The following is a 19,842-nucleotide window of genomic DNA, read 5'->3' as shown; positions in this document are numbered from 1 at the left end:
GAATCCTACTCGAGGGTAGATCGGACGGGAACAGACAGGAACGTGTTCTCGTTTTGCGGTGGTGCGGGCAGCCTACTCGCCCGTGAATTCGGCTCTGCCCGGCCCGTTGGCCACGAAGGACTCCATGCCGATCCGCCGGTCCTCGGTCGCGAACAGCGCGGCGAACTGTTGTGCCTCGATGCGCAGTCCCGTGTGCAGATCGACGTCGAGTCCCTCGTCGATCGCGGCCTTGGCCGCGGCGAGTGCGCGCGACGCCGCACCGGTGAACTGCGCCGCCCAGCGCCGGGCGGCGTCGTACACGTCGTCGGGCGCGACCACCTCGTCGACCAGCCCGATCTCCTTCGCCTCGTCGGCCTCGACGAAGCGGCCCGTGAACACCAGATCCTTCGCCTTCGCGGGGCCGATCAGACGCGCAAGCCGCTGCGTGCCGCCCCCTCCGGGGATGATGCCGAGCAGGATCTCGGGAGTGCCGAACTTGACGTTGTCGCCCGCGATGCGCCGGTCGGCTGCGAGCGCGATCTCGAGACCACCGCCCAGCGCATACCCGGTGAGCGCCGCGACGGTGGGCTTGGGGATCTGGGCGATCGCGCCGAGCGCCGACTGCAGGTCGCCCACGATGTCGCTCATCTCGGCGAAACCGAGGTCCTTCATCTCCTTGACGTCCGCTCCCGCCGCGAACACCTTCTCGCCGCCGTACACGATGACGGCCTTGATCGACGCGTCGACCGTCGCGGCGCGCGCCGCGGCCCGCAGCTCTTCCTGCAACTGCCGGTTCAAGGCGTTCATCGGCGGGCGATCGAGCCGGATGGTCCCGATACCGTCGGACACTTCGAGGGAGACGAACTCAGCCATGCGACATACGTTACTGGGCGGAGGCCGGTGCGGTGCCGCCGTCCTCGAGCCGCGGCGACCACGGGTGCGCACCGGCGGCGTAGTAGTCCTGCTGGTCCGGAAAACGCACCCGCACCCCGGTGCCGGGATCGTTCTCGAGCACCGGCAGGATCACCGGGATCTCCGGTTCGGCGGCGAGGACGTCCGCGACGCGCGCGTAGCCGGTGAGCGACACGAGCTGCGCCCACGTCGGTGGCAGCAGGACCGTGTCGCCGCCGCGCCACTGCGCGAGGGCGTCCTGCGGACCGAGCCAGCGCACGGCCTCGGCTTCGCTGGTCGCACCGTCCGCATCCTGGCCGTCGGGTGCAGCCGCGACGAAGAACCGGGTGTCGTACCGTCTCTTCTCCCCGACCGGGGTGATCCAGTTGGCCCACGGCCGCAACAGATCCGAGCGCAGCACCAGCCCCTCGCGGGCGAGGAAGTCGGTGAACGACAACTCGCGCGCCTCCAACCGGGTGCGCTCGTGTGTGTAGCGTGCGGTGTCCGACACGACGGAGTCGGCTGTCGGTCCCGCGAGCAGCACGCCGCACTCCTCGAAGGTCTCGCGCACGGCCGCGCACACGAGCGCCTTCGCGGTCCGTTCGTCGGTGGCGAAGCGCTCGGCCCACCACGACGCGTCCGGGCCCGCCCAGCCGATCTCGGTGTCGATGTCCGACGCGTCGACGCCACCGCCCGGGAAGACGGTCATGCCGCCCGCGAACGCCATCTCCTTGACGCGGCGCAGCAGGAACACCTCGAGGCCGTCCGTCCCGTCGCGCAGCAGCACGACCGTCGACGCATCTTTGGGGACGGGGGCGACGGCTGTGCGTGAGTCGGCTGGTCCGGAGGTGCTCGTCATGACCGCAACCTACCCGCGGTGGCGACGAGCCCTCGGCACGGCCCCGCCCTCACGCACGATGCCGACCGGGCGTACGGGTGCGCCGGGCGAAGAACCGTCCGTCGACGCGATCGAGGGTGATCGACTGGTCGAACGCCGCGCTCAGGTTCTCCGACGTGATCACGTCGTCGACGAGGCCCTGCGCGACCGCCTGGCCCTCCTTGAGGAGCAGTGCGTGCGTGAACCCCGGCGGGATCTCCTCGACATGGTGGGTGACCAGGACCGTCGCGGGAGCGTCGGGGTCGGCGGCGAGGTCGGTGAGCCGCGCGACGAGATCCTCACGGCTGCCGAGGTCGAGACCCGCGGCGGGCTCGTCGAGGAGCAGAAGTTCGGGATCGGTCATCAGCGCCCGCGCGATGAGCACGCGCTTGCGTTCGCCCTCCGAGAGCGTGCCGTAGGTGCGGTCCGCGAGGTGCTCGGCGCCGATGCTCTCGAGCATCTCGACGGCCCGCTCGGTGTCCATGTCGTCGTAGCGCTCGCGCCACCGGCCGAGGACCGCGTAACCGGCCGACACGACGAGGTCGCTGACGAGTTCCTCGCCCGGCACCCGGTTGGCGAGCGAGGACGACGACAGGCCGATCCGCGGGCGCAGCTCGCTCACGTCGACCTTGCCGAGCTGTTCGCCGAGCACGTACGCGGTACCCGACGAGGGGTGCTCCTGGGCCGCGGCGATGCGCAACATCGAGGTCTTGCCCGCCCCGTTGGGTCCGAGCACCACCCATCGCTCGTCCAGCTCGACCTTCCACGTGAGCGGGCCCACGAGGGTGTTGCCGCTCCGGCGGAGGGAAACGTCGTCCAATTCGATGAGGAGATCTGGGTCTGATTGCGGCACGTCTCCCATCTTCTCGCACATTCTCCGACGCGGTGCAGCAGGATCGGTTTCGTGGCACATGCAGCACCCACACCCCCGGTCCGACCGGCGTTCCCGGGCGCGCCGAACCCGCTCGGGGCGTCCTTCCACCGCGAGAACGGCCGCGACCGTACGCGGTTCGCGGTGCACGCACCGGACGCCGACGGCGTCGAGGTGTGCCTGATCGCGCCGGACGGCAGCGAGGACCGCATCGCTCTGCCCGAGCAGACCTTCGGCGTGTGGCACGGCGAGGTCGACGGCGTCGCACCGGGCCAGTGGTACGGCTACCGCTGCCACGGCCAGTGGGATCCGGGTGCCGGGATCCGGCTCAATCCCGCCAAGCTGCTGCTCGATCCGTGGGGCACGCGCGTCATCGGAGACGTCGGCGACCCGGTTGCGCTTCGGTCGTTCGAGGACGACCCGTTCGGCGCGCCGTCGACCGTCGACTCGCGCGGCCACACCCCGCTGTCGGTCGTCACGACACCGCTCGACCCGGTGACGCCGTCGCATCCGCGGGTGCCGTGGGAGGACACCGTCGTGTACGAGATGCACGTCGGCGCATTCACCGCACGCCACCCGGACATACCCGAACGCGAACGCGGCAGCTATCTCGGTCTCGCGCATCCGCGCGTGCTCGAGTACCTCACGGGCCTCGGCGTCACCGCGGTCGAACTGCTGCCGGTACACGCGTGCCTCACCGAGGAGTCGGTGCGTGCACGGGGCATGCGCAACCACTGGGGCTACTCGACGGCCGGATTCTTCGCACCCCATCCCGGCTACGCGGCCGAGCCGGGCCGGGAGATCGCGGAATTCGCGACCATGGTGCGTGCGCTGCACGACGCCGGCCTCGAGGTGATCCTCGACGTCGTCTACAACCACACGTGCGAAGAACGCGGCGACGGCATCACGCTGTCGTGGCGTGGACTCGACGCACGCGGCTACTACCTGCTCGACGAGCACGGCCACGACATCGACCTCACCGGGTGCGGCAACACGCTCGACGCGAGCTCGCCGATCGTGGTGCGGATGATCGTCGACAGCCTCCGCCACTGGGCCGGGCTCGGTGTCGACGGGTTCCGGTTCGACCTCGCGTCCGCCCTCGGCCGACGCGGCGGCGGCGAGTTCGACCCGCGGGCCGCGGTCTTCTCGGCGATCGCCGCCGATCCCGTCCTGACCCGGTGCAAGCTGATCGCCGAGCCGTGGGACGCGACGGCCGACGGCTACCGGGTCGGTGGGTTCGAGCCGCCGTGGTCCGAGTGGAACGACCGCTTCCGCGATGTCGTGCGCGAGTTCTGGACCGGTTCCGGCGGCGTCGGCCCCCTGGCGTCTCGGGTGTCCGGTTCCGAGGACCTGTTCGGGTCGCCGCGCCGCGTGCACCACGTGGGACATGCTCGCGAGCCGTGGGGCGGGCCACGACGGCCGTGGGCGTCGATCAACTACGTCACCGCGCACGACGGATTCACGGTCGCAGACCTGGTCTCGTACCGCCGCAAGCACAACGATGCGAACCGCGAGGACGGGCGCGACGGTACCGACCACAACCACTCGGTCGACCACGGGGTGGAGGGGCCGACCGACGACCCCGACATCCTCGCGGCCCGGGCCCGGCACGTGCGGGCTCTGCTCGCGACACTGCTGCTGTCGACCGGCACGCCGATGCTCCTCTCCGGCGACGAGTTCGGGAACAGCTGGGGCGGCAACAACAATGCGTACTGTGTGCCCGCAGGCACGGCACGCACCGACGCGTGGCCACTCGACTGGAGCCGCGCCGACGTCACGCTCATCGCGTTCGTGCGGCGCGCGCTCGCCTTGCGGCGGGCCGCGCCCGCGCTGCGCCAGCCGGAGTTCTTCACGGGTCGCCGCTCGCGCGGGGGCAATCCTGATCTCGTGTGGTTCGACGACACGGGCACCGAGATGACCGAGCACTCGTGGCACGACGGGTCGCTACGAACTCTCCAGGCGTGGATCGATTGCGCCGACGTCCGCTCACACACCGCCGACGGGCACCTGCTCGGCGACGACAGCTGGCTCGTCGTCGCGCATGCGGGTGGCCCGCACGAGATCACGCTCGCGCGACCCGAGTGGTTCTACGGCACCCTGCTGCTCGAATTCGACTCGTCGCGTGCCGACGGTGCACCCGACCCGCGGGGTCCGTTGCAGTGCAACGAGATACTACAGTTCACCGGACCGACCTTCCTGGTGCTCCGGGCCGTCGGTTGACGCTCACGCGGAGCGAGTCCCGACGACGGTCGTCGAGCCCGGTGCCACTTCGGTGAAACCCGCGTCGCGCACGGCGATCGCGTCGCCCCGCGACACCCGCTGCAGCAACCCGCGCCACGTGTCCTCGTCGGCGCCGCGCACGCTGCAACGGAAACCGTCGTCGGCCCACGCGCGCGCCTCGTCGACGGTCATCGCGCCCGCGAGGATCATCGCCGCGTGCCCCACCTGCGCCGCGGCCTTGCCGACGGTCATGCCGAGCCGCGCGTCGAGCCAGAACACCGGCTTGCCGGCTTCGGGTGCGCCGGGTTCGTCGTCGGGCAGGTCGGTGCCACCGATCTGCAGCTTCTTCACGCGCGGGTCGAGATCACCCACGGCGACCGGCACGAACGCGCGGGCCTGCGCGCCGTCCACGTCGGCCGTGACGCCGTCGACGTCCGCGGTCGCACTCCACTGGGCGCCACGCGCGCGTCGCGCCACCTTGCGGATGCGCGCACGGGTCCAGGCGAGGTAGTCGGCCCGCCACGGCCCGGGCACTCCGTCGTCGTCTTGGGCGTCGACGCGCGGATCCAGGCACAGCGCCACCGTCGCAGACGCGGCGGCCGCGAGCAGTGCGCTGCGCGCAGGCGGATCGGCCTTCGGGATGTGCAGGACGAGGGGCATCGCGAGCACCCGCGCAGGATCCTCGGGGTCCGGCTGATCGCCGTACCCGGCAGCGAGCACGGCGTGCCGATCGGCGAAGGTCACTGCAGCGGGACCCGGCGGATCCCGCCGTCGACCGCGTCGGCGGCCTCGACCTCGTCGCGGGTGACGCCGAGGACGAACAGCACGGTGTCGAGGAAGGGCTGCGACAGTGCGGTGTCGGCGACCTCGCGCAGTGCGGGCTTGGCGTTGAACGCGACGCCGAGGCCCGCGGCGGTGAGCATGTCGATGTCGTTGGCACCGTCGCCGACCGCGACGGTCTGCTGCAGGGGCACCCCGGCCTGCGCCGCGAACTTGCGCAGCGCGGTCGCCTTGGCGGCGCGGTCGACGATGTCGCCCACGACGCGCCCGGTGAGCTTGCCGTCGACGATCTCGAGCGTGTTGGCCTGGACGAAGTCGAGTTCGAGTTCGTGTGCGAGGCCCTCGATGACCTGGCGGAAACCGCCGGAGACGACGCCGCAGTGGTACCCGAGGCGGCGGAGGGTGCGGATCGTGGTGCGCGCGCCCGGCGTGAGTTCGAGCTCCTCGGCGACCTCGTCGATGACCGACGCGTCGAGCCCTGCGAGGGTCGCGACCCGCTTGTGCAGCGACTCGGTGAAGTCGATCTCGCCGCGCATCGCTGCCTCGGTGACCTCGCGCACCTGATCCTCGACGCCTGCACGGGCGGCGAGCATCTCGATCACTTCGCCCTGGACCAGCGTCGAGTCGACGTCGAACACGATGAGCCGCTTGCCGCGGCGCGCGAGGCCCCCGCGTTCGACGGCGATGTCGACGTTCTCGCGGACCGCGATCTCCGCGAGACCACGGCGCAGCAGCCGGTCGCGGTCGTCGTCGGACGCGTCGTCCGCGGGGTCGGCGCTCACCAGCAGTTCGAGACCCGTGACCGGGTAGTCGGCGACGCCGCGGATCGTGTCGATGTTCGCGTGCTGCGTCGCGAGTTCCCTCGCGATCGCCTGCAATGCGTGGGCCGTGACCGGGCTGCCGAGCACCACGACGGCATGCGTCGAGATGGGCGTGCGGCCGGGATCGGCGCCGATCGCGACGTCGACGTCCATGCCGACGGTCGCCATCGCGTCCTCGAGCTCCTCCTGCAGCCGCTCGGGGTCGCGGGGACACGAGATGAGCACACCGAGCGTGAGCCGCTTGCGGATGACGACCTGCTCGACGTCGAGAAGGCTGACGTCGTGCCGCGACAGCGCCGCGAACAGCACCGACGTGACACCAGGACGGTCACGGCCTGTCACCGTCACCAGGACAGTGGTGTCAGCACCCACCGAAGAGCTCCGATCGTTCGTCGAGAAAGGCCGTGGCCGTGCCCTGGAGAAGGGACGCGCATCAGCCGTACACAAGCATTGTGCCAACCGAAAAGCCCCGCCCGAGGATCGGGCGGGGCTTTTCGTACGAGTAGTGCGTCAGCGACCGGCGCCGAGCATCGCGCCCGGCTTTCCGTCGCCGTGACCGCCACCGACGTGCGCTTCGTCACGCATGCGCTCGACCATGTGCGGGTAGTGCAACTCGAACGCGGGCCGCTCCGAGCGGATGCGCGGCAGCTCGGTGAAGTTGTGCCGCGGCGGCGGGCAGCTGGTCGCCCATTCGAGGGAGTTGCCGTAGCCCCACGGGTCGTCGACCGTGACCACCTCGCCGTACCGGTAGCTCTTGAAGACGTTCCAGATGAACGGGAGCGTCGAGGCGCCGAGGACGAACGCGCCGATCGTCGAGATCGTGTTGAGCGTGGTGAACCCGTCCGACGGCAGGTAGTCGGCGTAGCGACGCGGCATGCCCTCGGCACCGAGCCAGTGCTGCACGAGGAAGGTGAGATGGAAGCCGAGGAAGGTGGTCCAGAAGTGCCACTTGCCGAGACGCTCGTCCATCATGCGGCCGGTCATCTTGGGGAACCAGAAGTAGATGCCCGCGTAGGTGGCGAACACGACCGTGCCGAACACGACGTAGTGGAAGTGCGCGACCACGAAGTACGAGTCGGTGACGTGGAAGTCGAGCGGCGGGCTCGCGAGGATGACACCGGACAGACCACCGAACAGGAAGGTGACCAGGAAGCCGATCGAGAACAGCATCGGCGACTCGAACGTGAGCTGGCCCTTCCACATGGTGCCGATCCAGTTGAAGATCTTCACGCCGGTGGGCACCGCGATCAGGAAGGTCATGAACGAGAAGTACGGGAGCAGCACCGCGCCGGTGGCGTACATGTGGTGCGCCCACACTGCGATCGACAGGGCGGCGATGCCGAGCGTCGCGTACACCAGGCCCGAGTAGCCGAAGATCGGCTTACGCGAGAACACCGGAAAGATCTCCGAGACGATGCCGAAGAACGGCAGCGCGATGATGTACACCTCGGGGTGGCCGAAGAACCAGAAGAGGTGCTGCCACAGCATGACGCCGCCGTTGGCCGGGTCGAAGATGTGACCGCCCAGGTGACGGTCGACGAACAGGCCCATGAACGCGGCAGTCAGCAGCGGGAACGCAAGCAGGATCAGGATGCCCGTGATGAAGATGTTCCACGTGAAGATCGGCATCCGGAACATCGTCATGCCGGGAGCGCGCAGGCAGATGACCGTGGTGATGAAGTTGACGCCACCGAGGATCGTGCCGAGACCGGCGACCGCGAGACCCATGATCCACAGGTCGGCACCCACGCCGGGCGAGTGCAGGGCACTCGTGAGCGGCGAGTAGGCGGTCCAGCCGAAGTCGGCCGCGCCGCCGGGAGTGATGAAGCCGGCCGTCGTGATGATCGCCCCGAACAGGTACAGCCAGTAGCTGAACGCGTTCAGACGCGGGAACGCGACGTCGGGGGCACCGATCTGCAGCGGAAGGATGTAGTTCGCGAATGCGAACACGACCGGCGTCGCATACAGGAGCAGCATGATCGTGCCGTGCATCGTGAACAGCTGGTTGAACTGCTCGTTCGACAGGAACTGCAGGCCGGGAACCGCGAGCTCGGCGCGCATCAGCAGGGCCATGAGACCGCCGATGAGGAAGAACGCGAACGACGTGACCAGGTACATGATGCCCAGGACCTTGGGGTCCGTCGTCGTGATCATCTTGTAGACGAACGAGCCCTTGGGTCCCTGCCGCGGCGGGTACGGCCTCGCTGCAGCTATCTCCTGGACTGGCTGGGGCGCTACGGCAGTCACTAATCCTCCTGAATGCGCGTCGGCCCCGGGGTCGAGGCAGACGGTCTCTGGCTTGCGCTCATCGAATGTTAGACCGTGCCGGAAGGGACCAACGACCCGGTCCTACCCACTGTCGTACTTCTGCGGCGCCCCGGCCCTCCGGCACTGGTGCCACCTGCGTAGTTCCCGGGTCCTGCGCCTGTGCGCGGGCGCAGGAACGGCGTCGCGACGGTGAGCCGCTAGCCTGAGTGCGCCCCTTTCGCTCGTTCAGAAAACATGGTCCGCAGAACGACCCGGTCCACAGAAAGACGACGACTTGACTTACTGCCCGCGCTCCCGCGTCCGCATCCCGGCTGCCGTCGTCGCGGCCGGCGCCCTCCTCCTGGCCGGGTGTTCCACCGACGGCACCGGCGACGACGCGAGCACGATCGTGCGCACCACCACCGCGATCGCGGGCGCGGCCGTCGTCGGCATCGAACGCGACACCACCGCCGCGTGCGCCGATCCCACTCCCGCCGACCGGCCCGGCGCGGGCACTCACACCGTCAGCCATGCCGGTGGCGAGTCCGTCGTGCCCGACGACCCGCAGCGCATCGTCGTCCTCGATCCCGCCGCGATGGACGCCGTGTGTGCTCTCGGTCTGTGGGAGCGGGTGGTCGGCACGACTGCGGGTGATCTGCCCGGCGGCCACCCGCAGTACCTCGGCACCGGCGTGCGCGAGATCCCGGTCACCGGACCGATCGGCGCACCCGACGTCGAGGCGATCCGCGCCGCCGACCCCGATCTGGTGCTCGGGTCCGATCCCGCGACAGCCTCGGCTGCCGAGCTCGGTGCCGTCGCACCCACCGTCTTCACCGGCTCCGACCAGGTGTACTGGAAGAACTCGTTCACCGTCGCGGGCGCCGCGCTCGGGCGCAGCAAGGCCGCCGCCGACGCGCTCGCGTCCTACGAGAAGGACGCCGCCGATCTCGGCACCGAGCTCGGCGCCGGGCAGACCCAGGCATCGCTCGTGCAGTTCGACGCCGATTCGCTGTCGATCGAGGGGCCCGCGAGCTTCGCCGGCCAGGTACTCTCCGACGTCGGTGTGCGCAGGCCGGCGGACCAGCGGCTCACCGACGCCGTCGACGCGGACATCTCGAACGACATCGCGCGTGCGGAAGGCGACCTCGTGTACGTCGTGCTGAGCGACGACGCGTCGAAGGAGCACGGTGAACAGGTGATGGACGGCGACGAGTGGCAGGACCTCGAGGCCGCCGTCGACAACCGCGTGTTCGTCGTCGATGCGACGGTCTGGGGCGGCAACGGTCTCACCGCGGCGCGCGCCGTGCTCACCGACGTGCGTAACTCGCTCAACGGATACGCGAGCTGACGTGCCGATCCCCGAGTTCGTCCGCGAACTGCGCGCGCACGTCGGGCATGCGCCGTTGTGGCTGCCCGGGGTGAGTGTCGTCGTGCTCGACGGCGACGGGCGCGTGCTGCTCACCCGCCGCGCCGACAACGGCAAGTGGGCCGTGGTGTCCGGGATCCTCGAGCCGGGCGAGAATCCGGCCGACGCGGTTGCCCGCGAACTCGCGGAGGAGACGGGTGTGCAGGCGGACATCGTGCGCCTCACGAGTGTCGACGTCTCCCCCGTCGTCACGTATCCGAACGGCGACGTCGCGCAGTATCTCGACGTCTCCTTCCTGGCCCGGTGGACCGGCGGCGAAGCCCGGGTGTGCGACGACGAGAACCTCGAGGTCGCATGGTTCGCCCCCGATGCGCTTCCCGACGACATGACCGAGAGCTCACGGCTGCGTCTCGACAAGGCACTGCGCGACGACGAGCGCGCGTGGTTCCCGGCGTGACGCCGCGGCGGCGCCACCACCGCGGTCCGCTACCCTGACCGGATCGGACAAAAGGGGGAAAGGTGCCGGGGGAAGATCTCTATCTCGACGTCGCCGCGTTCGGCGGGCTGATCGACACGCTCGAGTCGGCCGCCGAGGACATGAAGAGCGCGAACGACCGTCTGGCCGACGCGAAGGGCGGCGACCTCGGCAGCGGCGCGCTCGACACGGCTGCCGAGAAGTTCCGCGACAAGTGGCAGTACGGCATCGAACAGATCGCGAAGTCCACCGCCGCCATGACGACCGGCCTGCAGACCACCCGCGACCTGTATGCCGCACAGGAGCAGGCCAATGCCGATTCGATGAACACTGTCGCCGGCTCCATTCCGGATGTTCGGGCTGCCGGCTCGAGTCTGGATCTGTCGTGACCCGGCCGGCGTTCCCGGGGCTCGGCTTCGATCCGTCCCCCGGCAATCCCGTCACCGTCACATCCTTGTCCGTCGAGATGGGCACGGTGGCCGCACGCTTGACGTCCGCGAAGGACGCGCTGTCCCGCGTCGGGTATTCGGACGGCATCTGGCGCGGCCAGGCCGCCGAGGCGTTCCGCAGCAAGGTCGGCGAGTTGCCCGCACACCTCGACACCGCGGGCACCGCGATGCGCCGCGCATCGGATGCGCTGGGGACGTGGCGCGACGACCTCGTGTCGATGCAGCGGCAAGCCGACCAGCTCGAAGCCGAAGCGCTCGTCGCGCGTCGCAATCTCGAAGCGGCGGAAACGAATCCGGGCCTCGCCGAAGCCGGCCGGATGTACGACGACGCGGCCGCCCTGTCCGCGGCGCAGGCACGCCTCGACGCCGCCGTCGCGCAACTGTCGAGAGCACGCAGCGATCTCGAAGCCCTCCTCGACCGTGCCAAGGCACTGCTCGAACGCCATGCCGAACTCGCCGACCTCACCGCGCGCCTGCTCCGCCAGGCCGCCGACGAAGCACCCGAGCAAGGCCTGCTCGACAAACTCCTCGGCATCCACCAGGCACTCATCGACGGCATCACCGACCTCGCCGCCGACGTCTGGCAATACATCAAGGACAACGCCGACCTCATCAACGAAGTGTCGAATGTGCTCTCGACCGTAAGTACGGTCCTGGGCACCGCATCCGCGCTGACTCTCTGGTGCCCGCCGCTCAGCGCGGCGCTCGGCACCGCCTCTCTCGGACTCGGCGCCGCCGCGCTCGCTGGGCACGTACTCGCGAAAGCCGCAGGCGCAGACGTCACGTGGACGACCATTGCCATGGATTCCTTCGGGGTCGCCACCGGTGGTGTGGGTAAGGCAATCGGATTGTCTGCGGACCTCGCCCACTCCACGGGCACCATGGCACGCAACCTGGGCGACTATTCCGAGGCTGCTTCCCAACTCGCCCGCTCTGAGGATCTCGTGCGCCTCGGAGATGGACTGACCAAAGGCAGCGCGGCGACCGCACTCGCTGTCCCCGTGGGCGTCAAAATGACGGGTCTGGAAGACGGCGTCACGACGATTGCGGACGATGTCTCCAACTACTTGATTCCTGACACTCCCACGGAGTTGGCAACAATGGCATTGACTGGGCCCGTCGTCGGCCCGATCGTCAATGTTGTTCGTGAGGCACCGTGATGTTGCAGCTTGCCATCCCGCCTGGCTTCATTCCCCTACCGATCACTGCTGATGAGCAGCAACAGGCAGCAGACTCGGAACTCATCGCAACCCTCGCGGGGTTCGGGAACCCGTCGCCAACTATCGCGGACGCGCTCGTGCAAGTCGCCAGGTCGTTTCACGACTGTGGCGTGATATTCGCGGGACAGTTGACTGATCCCGAAATCGGGCCGTCCCACTGCGCACTCGTCACGCTGTCCGTATCGAGCCTCGGCCGCCACGTACCCGACTTCGGAAACCGACACTCGACCTCTGTCGAAGCCGCCCGCGCAATCGCTTCTGTGCTTTCCGAGGGAAATCCTGACGCTGTGGTTCAGTACCGCGACTTGGACTGCGGCCCCACAGTCCTCGTCTTACGCGCCGGTCGCTTCGTTATGCCGGAAGACGACCCGTACGCAGACGCGGTATCCGGCCTCCCGCCCACCAGCGACAACCTTCAAGCACTCGTGCCGTTGACCTCGACTGGGCAACTGCTCGTTCTCGACATGAGTACGTCGTCGCGAGAACACTGGCCGAGGTTCATCGGCCACGCCCTTCAGATGGTCGCCTCCATCCGTGGGAATGAAGACATCGACCGATCAAGTGGAAGTGCCAGGAGGGGAACGTGATACCCGAGCCAGCCCCCTATTCGGGGATCTTCGACGGCAGTGATTTGGTCGTGACGACGGCCGAGACGTCACCACCACCCGAAGAACTCGCGCAAATCGCGCACCAGCATGGTTACGTCTTCGCGTGGGGATCTCGCCGTGGACCATATTCCGACATCACCTTCTACCACTTCCGGCGATTGTTCTCGCCGCTATGAACCCGCTCGCAGCGGCATTGTCCGACGCATCTCCAGTCGTGAAACTGATGACAGTATTGCTGTTGGCCATCATCGTCTTCGCAACCCCGATAGCTCTCAACTCGGGTATCCGCGGTCGTTTCCTGCGTTGGCGCACCACAAAGCACGCGCTGACGACAGAGGCGCAGGAGGCTGAACTCCACGCACGATTCGACGGTCACCGACGAATCGTCACAATCGATCCGCGACGCACTACGGTTCCGGTTGCGCGCATGAACGCGATTGCCAATGGATACGGCTACTACTACATCGGCGAAAACGGCAACCACGGCGAAAGCATCGAGGTCGCGTTCCAACAACTCCCAGGACCCCCACCATTGCGTGTCCCCTCGTCATCCAACCGATGGACGCCTGTCGAGGAAGGTGGACGGAGGTGAGCACCCCGCTCCCGCCGATCGCACACAAATCCGACGGCACCGACTTCGTCGAGATCGGGACATCCCAGTTCACGCCGTACGAGATCGCCGACATTGCATACCGATGCGGCTACGTGTTCGCCTACGGGCACCGAAGCGGCAGCAACGGTCTCGATATCAAGTCCTACTTCTTCCGTCGTCTGTACCCCGCGACATGACCGGGCACGTGGAAACCACCATGTTCCAGGCATCACTTGTTGATGTCACCGGATTCAGTCTGTGGATGATCGCGCTCTTCATAGGCGTCGGCGTTGCGTCGTGGGCCGTCCTGCTTCGTGTCGATCATCGACTGATCGTCTGGTGGGGTCGGCGGCGCGCTCCCGAACCGGCCCAACAGGAACTCGAATTCTCGTCCCGATTCGGTGAGACTGCGATCGTCAAGGTGGACCCGCGACTGTACACCATCTCGGTGGCCCGCATGAACGCGATTGCCAACACATTCGGCTACTACTACATCGGTGAGCACGGCAACGGCGTCGGCAGCACGAAGGTCGCCTTCCAACGGCTCCCGGGACCACCACCCGCACGAATTCCGACACTGCACAACGGGTGGACCAAGATTCCCATGTGATCCTGCAGGAGAAAGCCTGTGAAACACTCGATCCCTTCGCATGATCCCGCCGCCTTCACTGCGTATCGGGCTCGCATCGCGGCACGGTTCGATGGCGCCGACTTGGTCGAGATCTATTCGGAAAGCCTGCCACCGCACGAACTCGCGGCCATCGCATTCGAACGCGGCTACGCGTTCGCGTGGGGAATGCGTGGCCGCTATCAACGAACAGGCACGTTCTACTTCCGCAGAATCTTCATCCCCCGCAACAGGACTGTCCGTTGACTCCCGACCTCACTACTTTGCCGGCGTCGGATGCCGCAGCATCTCAGACGGGGCCCGAGACGATCGTTGCCTACGTCGCCCTCGGTCTTCTCTTTGCCGGCCTCGGCCTCTTTCCCTTTTTCCATCGCTGGAAGGTGCGGTATGGGCGACGGACCGCACCACCCGCCGACGAGCAGAAGCATCGGATCGCTCGGCAGTGCGACGGCCGAGATGTTTTCACCGTCGATCCGCGGATGTATACGATCACCGTCGTCGAAATGAATGCTGTCGCAAATAGCCACGGCTACTACTACATCGGCGAGAAGGGGTATACGTTCGGCAGTGTCGAGGTCGCGTTTCAGCGGCTTCCCGCGCCTCCCCTTCCCCGTCTCCCGTCGCTGCACAATACGTGGAGCAGATACCCGCATGCCTGAACTGGCGGAGACTTGCCAACGCGTCGCCGAAGGCGAAGCTCGAAAGAATTAGGATCTCATGGACAATCCGCTCCCACCGATCGCTCGCTGGTTCGACGGCAGGGACCTGGTCGAGATCCTCCCACCATCCAGGATCTCGCCACATGAACTCGCCGACATCGCGTACCGCTGCGGCTACGTGTTCGCGTACGGCTGGCGCAGAGGCTCAAATGGTACCGACTACCAGGCCTACTTCTTCCGCCGCCTCCGGGAGGACGATCGTGATCGAGCAGGATGACCACGCAGCGGTCCTCGCAGACCACTACTTCGACGGCAGTGATCTGGTCGAGATTCCCGCGAAGATGTTCGAGGCTCGACGGCTTGCCGAGTTGGCTTACGAGCGCGGTTACGTATTCGCGTGGGGCCGGCGCCGAGGGATTCACATCGACATCACCACATTCTTTTTCCGACGCCTGTACCCGCGGAGGTGTCGGTGATGTTCCTGGAAATTCTGGCTGCGGACGCCTCACAGAGCTTTTCGCCCACGAAGTTCCTCGCCCTGCTCGGTTGCATCATCGTGATCGCGGCAGCACTCGCGTACGTGGTCGTCACCCGCGCCGACCACCTCGTCACATCGTGGTTGATCCGACCGCGCGGCACTCACCCGGCCGAGCAGGAGCTTGCGTTCGCGCAGTTGTTCGGCACGCAGGATTTCGTCTCGGTGGATCCTCGTCGCTACAGCTTTGACGTCGCGCGAATGAACGAGATCGCCAACACCTTCGGCTACTACTACATCGGTGAGCGCGGAAACCCCCGCGGCAGCACCAAAGTGACGTTCCAACGACTCCCCGGTCCCCCGCCACCTCGGATACCGTCAGCTGTCGGCACGCCGCAGCCGTACCGATTCTGAACCGCGCACGCCATCGCCCGAAAAGCACAATGTCACACCGTGTGCGCTCGATGCACACGATGTGACATTGTGCCCCAACGGGTTCGGCGAGATCAGAAGTCCCAGTCTTCGTCTTCCGTGTTGACGGCCTTGCCGATGACGTAACTCGAGCCCGAACCCGAGAAGAAGTCGTGGTTCTCGTCGGCATTCGGCGACAGCGCCGACAGGATCGCGGGGTTGACGCTCGTCTCGTCCTTCGGGAACAGGCCCTCGTAGCCGAGGTTCATCAGTGCCTTGTTCGCGTTGTAGCGCAGGAACTTCTTGACGTCCTCGGTGAGCCCGACCTCGTCGTACAGATCCTGCGTGTACTCGACCTCGTTGTCGTACAGCTCGAACAGCAGCTCGAAGGTGTAGTTCTTGAGTTCCTCGCGCTCGGCCTCGGTGACCTGCTCGAGCCCCTTCTGGTACTTGTAGCCGATGTAGTACCCGTGGACCGCCTCGTCGCGGATGATGAGGCGGATCATGTCGGCCGTGTTGGTGAGCTTGGCACGCGACGACCAGTACATCGGCAGGTAGAAGCCCGAGTAGAACAGGAAGCTCTCGAGCAGCGTGGACGCGACCTTACGCTTGAGCGGCTCGTCGCCACGGTAGTAGTCCATGACGATCTTCGCCTTGCGCTGCAGGTTCGGATTCTCCTCCGACCAGCGGAACGCATCGTCGATCTCGCGCGTGGAACACAGCGTCGAGAAGATCGAGCTGTAGCTCTTGGCGTGCACCGACTCCATGAACGCGATGTTGGTGAGTACGGCCTCTTCGTGCGGCGTGACCGCATCCGGGATGAGCGACACCGCGCCCACCGTGCCCTGGATGGTGTCGAGCAGCGTGAGTCCCGTGAACACCCGCATCGTGAGCTGCTGCTCGAGCGGTGTGAGCGTGGCCCACGACTGGATGTCGTTGGACACCGGCACCTTCTCGGGCAGCCAGAAGTTGCCGGTGAGGCGATCCCACACCTCCGCGTCCTTCTCGTCCGGCACCCGGTTCCAGTTGATGGCCGAGACGCGGTCGATCAGCTTGATCGGCGCCCCGTCCGCGGGCGAATGCGGTGCGGCAGTCATGACTCTTCCCTTACTCGGTGGCTGATGGATGGATGGCAGACGGTCACAACATGCAGCTGACGCAACCCTCCACCTCAGTGCCTTCGAGTGCCATCTGGCGAAGGCGGATGTAGTACAGCGTCTTGATTCCCTTGCGCCACGCATAGATCTGCGCCTTGTTGAGATCGCGCGTGGTGGCGGTGTCCTTGAAGAACAGCGTCAGCGACAGACCCTGGTCGACGTGCTGCGTCGCCGCGGCGTAGGTGTCGATGATCTTCTCGTAGCCGATCTCGTACGCGTCCTGGTAGTAGTCCAGGTTGTCGTTCGTCAGGTACGGCGCCGGGTAGTAGACGCGACCGATCTTGCCTTCCTTGCGGATCTCGATCTTCGACGCCACCGGGTGGATCGAGCTGGTGGAGTTGTTGATGTACGAGATCGAGCCGGTGGGCGGCACCGCCTGCAGGTTCTGGTTGTAGATGCCGTGTTCGCGCACCGAGGCCTTCAGCTCTCGCCAGTCGTCCTGCGTCGGGATGTGGACACCTGCGTCCGCGAAGAGTTGACGCACCTTGTCGGTCTTCGGCTCCCAGACCTGCTCGGTGTACTTGTCGAAGTACTCGCCCGACGCGTACTTCGACTCGGGGAAGCCGGCGAAGTACGTGCCGCGTTCGACGGCAAGCTTGTTCGACGCCCGCAGTGCATGGAACACCACGGTGTAGAAGTACATGTTCGTGAAGTCGATGCCTTCGTCGGATCCGTAGAAGATCCGTTCGCGCGCAAGGTATCCGTGCAGGTTCATCTGACCGAGGCCGATCGCGTGCCCCTCGTCGTTGGCCTTCTTGATCGACGGCACCGAGTCGATGGACGTCTGGTCCGCGACCGCGGTGAGCGCGCGGATCGACGCCTCGATGGTCTGCGCGAAGTCGGGCGAGTCCATCGTCTTCGCGATGTTGAGCGACCCGAGGTTGCACGAGATGTCCTTGCCCACATGGGAGTAGGACAGGTCGTCGTTGAACTGCGACGGCGTGGAGACCTGGAGGATCTCGGAGCACAGGTTCGAGTGCGTGACCTTGCCCGCGATCGGGTTGGCGCGGTTCACGGTGTCCTCGTACATGATGTACGGGTAGCCCGACTCGAACTGCAGCTCGGCGACGGTCTGGAAGAACTCGCGCGCCTTGATCTTCGACTTACGGATGCGCTTGTCGTCGACCATCTCGTAGTACTTCTCGGTGACGTTGATGTCGGCGAACGGCTTGCCGTAGATGCGCTCGACGTCGTACGGCGAGAACAGGTACATGTCCTCGTTCTTCTTCGCGAGCTCGAACGTGATGTCCGGGATCACGACACCGAGCGAGAGCGTCTTGATGCGGATCTTCTCGTCGGCGTTCTCGCGCTTGGTGTCGAGGAAGCGGTAGATGTCCGGGTGGTGCGCGTGCAGGTACACCGCGCCCGCGCCCTGACGGGCGCCCAACTGGTTCGCGTACGAGAACGAGTCCTCGAGCAGCTTCATGATCGGGATGACGCCCGAGGACTGGTTCTCGATCTTCTTGATCGGCGCACCGTGCTCGCGAACGTTGCTGAGCAGCAGGGCAACTCCGCCGCCGCGCTTGGACAGCTGCAGCGCAGAGTTGATCGACCGGCCGATCGACTCCATGTTGTCCTCGATGCGCAGCAGGAAGCAGCTGACCGGCTCGCCGCGCTGCTTCTTGCCCGAGTTGAGGAAGGTGGGCGTCGCCGGCTGGAAACGGCCCGAGACGATCTCGTCGACGAGTTGCGTCGCGAGCGCCTCGTCGCCGTCGGCGAGCGCGAGCGCGACCATGCACACGCGGTCTTCGAAACGCTCGAGATAGCGCTTCCCGTCGAACGTCTTGAGCGTGTAGGAGGTGTAGTACTTGAACGCACCGAGGAACGTCGGAAAGCGGAACTTCTTCGAGTACGCGTGATCGAACAGCGTCTTGACGAACTCGCGCGAGTACTTGTCGAGCACCTCGGGCTCGTAGTAGTTCTCCTCGACGAGGTAGTCGAGCTTCTCGTCGAGATTGTGGAAGAACACGGTGTTCTGGTTGACGTGCTGCAGGAAGTACTGACGCGCTGCCGCGACGTCCTTGTCGAACTGGATCTCGCCGTTCGGGCCGTACAGGTTGAGCATCGCGTTGAGGGCGTGATAGTCGAGACCCTCGTCGACACGATCGGCGTCGACGCGAACCGCGCCCTTCACGTCTGCGTCATCGGTGATGGTCGGTGCCATGAATCCTGCTCCCGCTCTCGCTCGTGTTCCCAGAACTGTTCCAGCCCCTCCCGTACCCGGTCGACGTCCTCGGGCGTGCCCATGAGTTCGAAGCGGTACAGGTACGGCACCTGGCATTTCTGCGAAATGATGTCGCCGGCCATCCCGAAGGAATCGCCGAAGTTGGTGTTGCCGCCCGCGATGACTGCGCGGATCAGCGATCGGTTGTGCTCGTTGTTGAGGAAACGGACGACCTGCCTGGGCACGTAGTGCGTGTCGCGGCCCGTGATCGTCCAGCCGCCGCCGTAGGTGGGGCAGACGAGGACGTACGGTTCGTGCACTTCGAACGTGCCCTCACGGTCGTGCAGCGGTATCCGTGTGGCAGGCAGATCGAGTTTTCGGACGAATCGGTGTGTGTTCTCCGACGTGCTGGAGAAGTACACCAGCGAAGTCATCGGTCTTCACCATCTCGTGTAGTACGTCGATATCTGTGGTGCGTCTGACGTGACGCGTGAGCCGGTGTGCGCGAGCACGGCGGCACCGGTACGGAAGACCGCCGTGCTCGGTTCAACGCCGCCGCTCCGGAGAGTCTTCCCCACCGCTCCGGAGCCTCGCGGCGCGACGCTCACGCAGCGTTTGCCGAGAGCTCCTTGATGCGGTCGGGACGGAAGCCCGACCAGTGGCTGTCGCCGGCGACCACGACGGGCGCCTGGAGGTATCCGAGGGCCATGACGTAGTCGCGCGCTTCGGGGTCCTGCGAGATGTCGACGGACGTGTATTCGACACCCGCCTTGTCGAGGGCCTTGTAGGTGGCATTGCACTGAACACAAGCGGGCTTGGTGTAGACGGTGATGCTCATGAAGTCCCTCTCTCCCCGGCCGCGGAAGCGGCTGACGAATGTGTGCACTGTGCCCGAGTGACCCCTGTAACGGCTGGTGGCGTCGCTGTCCATCGGACTGGCCCCTGTAGTGGT

General features: G+C 66.5%; 24 protein-coding genes. 14 read left to right on the top strand and 10 right to left on the bottom strand.

Annotation, left to right across the window (positions count from 1 at the left end):
* Positions 1–72: 72 nt before the first annotated feature.
* From HCA44_RS04550 to HCA44_RS04540, 3 genes are read right to left on the bottom strand one after another with little or no spacing between them, the layout of a single operon-like run.
* On the bottom strand, positions 73–852 hold the full coding sequence (locus HCA44_RS04550; RefSeq protein ID WP_169647314.1) for an enoyl-CoA hydratase-related protein: 780 nt from the start codon (positions 850–852) through the stop codon (positions 73–75).
* 10 nt (positions 853–862) lie between these two features.
* Positions 863–1,729, bottom strand: coding sequence for an NUDIX domain-containing protein (locus HCA44_RS04545; protein ID WP_169647313.1), 867 nt, complete (start codon positions 1,727–1,729; stop codon positions 863–865).
* Positions 1,730–1,778: 49 nt separating this feature from the next.
* Entirely contained in the window at positions 1,779–2,609 is an 831-nt protein-coding gene (locus HCA44_RS04540) for an ABC transporter ATP-binding protein (protein ID WP_169647312.1), read from the bottom strand.
* A 42-nt stretch (positions 2,610–2,651) separates the two neighbouring features.
* On the opposite strand from HCA44_RS04540, the gene glgX reads away from it, so the two are divergent.
* Positions 2,652–4,838 carry a glycogen debranching protein GlgX gene (gene glgX, locus HCA44_RS04535; RefSeq protein WP_169647311.1) on the top strand — a complete coding sequence of 729 codons (2,187 nt, stop codon included), beginning with the start codon at positions 2,652–2,654 and terminating at the stop codon, positions 4,836–4,838.
* Positions 4,839–4,841: 3 nt separating this feature from the next.
* Here glgX and HCA44_RS04530 read toward each other — a convergent pair whose 3' ends face one another.
* The 3 genes from HCA44_RS04530 to ctaD form a co-directional block, all read right to left on the bottom strand.
* Entirely contained in the window at positions 4,842–5,582 is a 741-nt protein-coding gene (locus HCA44_RS04530) for an aminoacyl-tRNA hydrolase (protein ID WP_346764571.1), read from the bottom strand.
* Entirely contained in the window at positions 5,579–6,811 is a 1,233-nt protein-coding gene (serB, locus tag HCA44_RS04525; RefSeq protein ID WP_169647310.1) for a phosphoserine phosphatase SerB, read from the bottom strand. The genes HCA44_RS04530 and serB overlap by 4 nt, the downstream gene beginning before the upstream one ends.
* A gap of 138 nt (positions 6,812–6,949) precedes the next feature.
* On the bottom strand, positions 6,950–8,686 hold the full coding sequence (gene ctaD, locus HCA44_RS04520) for a cytochrome c oxidase subunit I (protein WP_169647309.1): 1,737 nt from the start codon (positions 8,684–8,686) through the stop codon (positions 6,950–6,952).
* Between the two features lie 295 nt (positions 8,687–8,981).
* Here ctaD and HCA44_RS04515 point away from each other — a divergent pair, with 295 nt between their 5' ends.
* The 13 genes from HCA44_RS04515 to HCA44_RS04455 all read left to right on the top strand — a co-directional run bounded on the left by HCA44_RS04515 (position 8,982) and on the right by HCA44_RS04455 (position 15,572).
* A complete protein-coding gene (locus HCA44_RS04515; protein WP_169647308.1) occupies positions 8,982–10,034 on the top strand; it encodes an ABC transporter substrate-binding protein in 1,053 nt (350 codons plus the stop codon).
* Between the two features lies 1 nt (position 10,035).
* A complete protein-coding gene (locus HCA44_RS04510) occupies positions 10,036–10,509 on the top strand; it encodes an NUDIX domain-containing protein (protein WP_169647307.1) in 474 nt (157 codons plus the stop codon).
* A 62-nt stretch (positions 10,510–10,571) separates the two neighbouring features.
* Complete coding sequence (locus HCA44_RS04505; RefSeq protein WP_169647306.1) at positions 10,572–10,916, top strand: hypothetical protein; 345 nt, start codon at positions 10,572–10,574, stop codon at positions 10,914–10,916.
* Positions 10,913–12,136 (top strand): putative T7SS-secreted protein, encoded by a 1,224-nt coding sequence (locus HCA44_RS04500; protein ID WP_169647305.1) that lies wholly within the window; start codon positions 10,913–10,915, stop codon positions 12,134–12,136. The genes HCA44_RS04505 and HCA44_RS04500 overlap by 4 nt, the downstream gene beginning before the upstream one ends.
* Positions 12,133–12,783: a hypothetical protein gene (locus tag HCA44_RS04495; protein WP_169647304.1), complete on the top strand. Its 651-nt coding sequence runs from the start codon at positions 12,133–12,135 to the stop codon at positions 12,781–12,783. Before HCA44_RS04500 ends, HCA44_RS04495 begins: the two co-directional genes overlap by 4 nt.
* Before the next feature lie 259 nt (positions 12,784–13,042).
* Positions 13,043–13,396 carry a hypothetical protein gene (locus HCA44_RS04490; RefSeq protein ID WP_169647303.1) on the top strand — a complete coding sequence of 118 codons (354 nt, stop codon included), beginning with the start codon at positions 13,043–13,045 and terminating at the stop codon, positions 13,394–13,396.
* Entirely contained in the window at positions 13,393–13,593 is a 201-nt protein-coding gene (locus tag HCA44_RS04485; RefSeq protein ID WP_169647302.1) for a hypothetical protein, read from the top strand. The genes HCA44_RS04490 and HCA44_RS04485 overlap by 4 nt, the downstream gene beginning before the upstream one ends.
* Positions 13,590–14,006: a hypothetical protein gene (locus HCA44_RS04480; RefSeq protein ID WP_169647301.1), complete on the top strand. Its 417-nt coding sequence runs from the start codon at positions 13,590–13,592 to the stop codon at positions 14,004–14,006. Before HCA44_RS04485 ends, HCA44_RS04480 begins: the two co-directional genes overlap by 4 nt.
* Positions 14,007–14,024: 18 nt before the next feature.
* Positions 14,025–14,270, top strand: a complete 246-nt coding sequence (locus HCA44_RS04475) for a hypothetical protein (RefSeq protein WP_169647300.1) — start codon at positions 14,025–14,027, stop codon at positions 14,268–14,270.
* Positions 14,267–14,683 (top strand): hypothetical protein, encoded by a 417-nt coding sequence (locus HCA44_RS04470; RefSeq protein WP_169647299.1) that lies wholly within the window; start codon positions 14,267–14,269, stop codon positions 14,681–14,683. The genes HCA44_RS04475 and HCA44_RS04470 overlap by 4 nt, the downstream gene beginning before the upstream one ends.
* Positions 14,684–14,741: 58 nt before the next feature.
* Complete coding sequence (locus HCA44_RS04465; protein WP_169647298.1) at positions 14,742–14,960, top strand: hypothetical protein; 219 nt, start codon at positions 14,742–14,744, stop codon at positions 14,958–14,960.
* Positions 14,944–15,159: a hypothetical protein gene (locus tag HCA44_RS04460; RefSeq protein WP_169647297.1), complete on the top strand. Its 216-nt coding sequence runs from the start codon at positions 14,944–14,946 to the stop codon at positions 15,157–15,159. The genes HCA44_RS04465 and HCA44_RS04460 overlap by 17 nt, the downstream gene beginning before the upstream one ends.
* Complete coding sequence (locus HCA44_RS04455; RefSeq protein ID WP_169647296.1) at positions 15,159–15,572, top strand: hypothetical protein; 414 nt, start codon at positions 15,159–15,161, stop codon at positions 15,570–15,572. The genes HCA44_RS04460 and HCA44_RS04455 overlap by 1 nt, the downstream gene beginning before the upstream one ends.
* 92 nt (positions 15,573–15,664) lie before the next feature.
* Here the strand turns inward: HCA44_RS04455 and nrdF are convergent, their stop codons facing one another.
* The 4 genes from nrdF to nrdH all read right to left on the bottom strand — a co-directional run bounded on the left by nrdF (position 15,665) and on the right by nrdH (position 19,728).
* The gene (nrdF, locus tag HCA44_RS04450) at positions 15,665–16,666 is read right to left on the bottom strand and encodes a class 1b ribonucleoside-diphosphate reductase subunit beta (protein ID WP_169647295.1); all 1,002 of its coding nucleotides are present in this window, start codon (positions 16,664–16,666) and stop codon (positions 15,665–15,667) included.
* Positions 16,667–16,709: 43 nt separating this feature from the next.
* Positions 16,710–18,890 carry a class 1b ribonucleoside-diphosphate reductase subunit alpha gene (gene nrdE, locus HCA44_RS04445; protein ID WP_169647294.1) on the bottom strand — a complete coding sequence of 727 codons (2,181 nt, stop codon included), beginning with the start codon at positions 18,888–18,890 and terminating at the stop codon, positions 16,710–16,712.
* Complete coding sequence (nrdI, locus tag HCA44_RS04440) at positions 18,857–19,324, bottom strand: class Ib ribonucleoside-diphosphate reductase assembly flavoprotein NrdI (RefSeq protein ID WP_169647293.1); 468 nt, start codon at positions 19,322–19,324, stop codon at positions 18,857–18,859. Before nrdI ends, nrdE begins: the two co-directional genes overlap by 34 nt.
* A gap of 170 nt (positions 19,325–19,494) precedes the next feature.
* Complete coding sequence (gene nrdH / locus HCA44_RS04435; protein WP_169647292.1) at positions 19,495–19,728, bottom strand: glutaredoxin-like protein NrdH; 234 nt, start codon at positions 19,726–19,728, stop codon at positions 19,495–19,497.
* Positions 19,729–19,842 lie beyond the last annotated feature (114 nt).

The sequence above is a fragment of the Rhodococcus sp. HNM0569 genome (assembly GCF_012726205.1).
GTDB lineage: Bacteria > Actinomycetota > Actinomycetes > Mycobacteriales > Mycobacteriaceae > Rhodococcus_F.
Note: the sequence above shows the minus strand (reverse complement) of the source record. Positions and strands in the feature narration are given on the sequence as shown.

Coding starts and splice junctions, on each gene's coding strand:
- HCA44_RS04550 (WP_169647314.1), bottom strand. CDS start 852: ATGGCTGAGTTCGTCTCCCTCGAAGTGTCCGACGGTATCGGGACCATC.
- HCA44_RS04545 (WP_169647313.1), bottom strand. CDS start 1,729: ATGACGAGCACCTCCGGACCAGCCGACTCACGCACAGCCGTCGCCCCC.
- HCA44_RS04540 (WP_169647312.1), bottom strand. CDS start 2,609: ATGGGAGACGTGCCGCAATCAGACCCAGATCTCCTCATCGAATTGGAC.
- HCA44_RS04480 (WP_169647301.1), top strand. CDS start 13,590: ATGACCGGGCACGTGGAAACCACCATGTTCCAGGCATCACTTGTTGAT.
- HCA44_RS04465 (WP_169647298.1), top strand. CDS start 14,742: ATGGACAATCCGCTCCCACCGATCGCTCGCTGGTTCGACGGCAGGGAC.
- HCA44_RS04455 (WP_169647296.1), top strand. CDS start 15,159: ATGTTCCTGGAAATTCTGGCTGCGGACGCCTCACAGAGCTTTTCGCCC.
- nrdF (WP_169647295.1), bottom strand. CDS start 16,666: ATGACTGCCGCACCGCATTCGCCCGCGGACGGGGCGCCGATCAAGCTG.
- nrdE (WP_169647294.1), bottom strand. CDS start 18,890: ATGGCACCGACCATCACCGATGACGCAGACGTGAAGGGCGCGGTTCGC.
- nrdI (WP_169647293.1), bottom strand. CDS start 19,324: ATGACTTCGCTGGTGTACTTCTCCAGCACGTCGGAGAACACACACCGA.
- nrdH (WP_169647292.1), bottom strand. CDS start 19,728: ATGAGCATCACCGTCTACACCAAGCCCGCTTGTGTTCAGTGCAATGCC.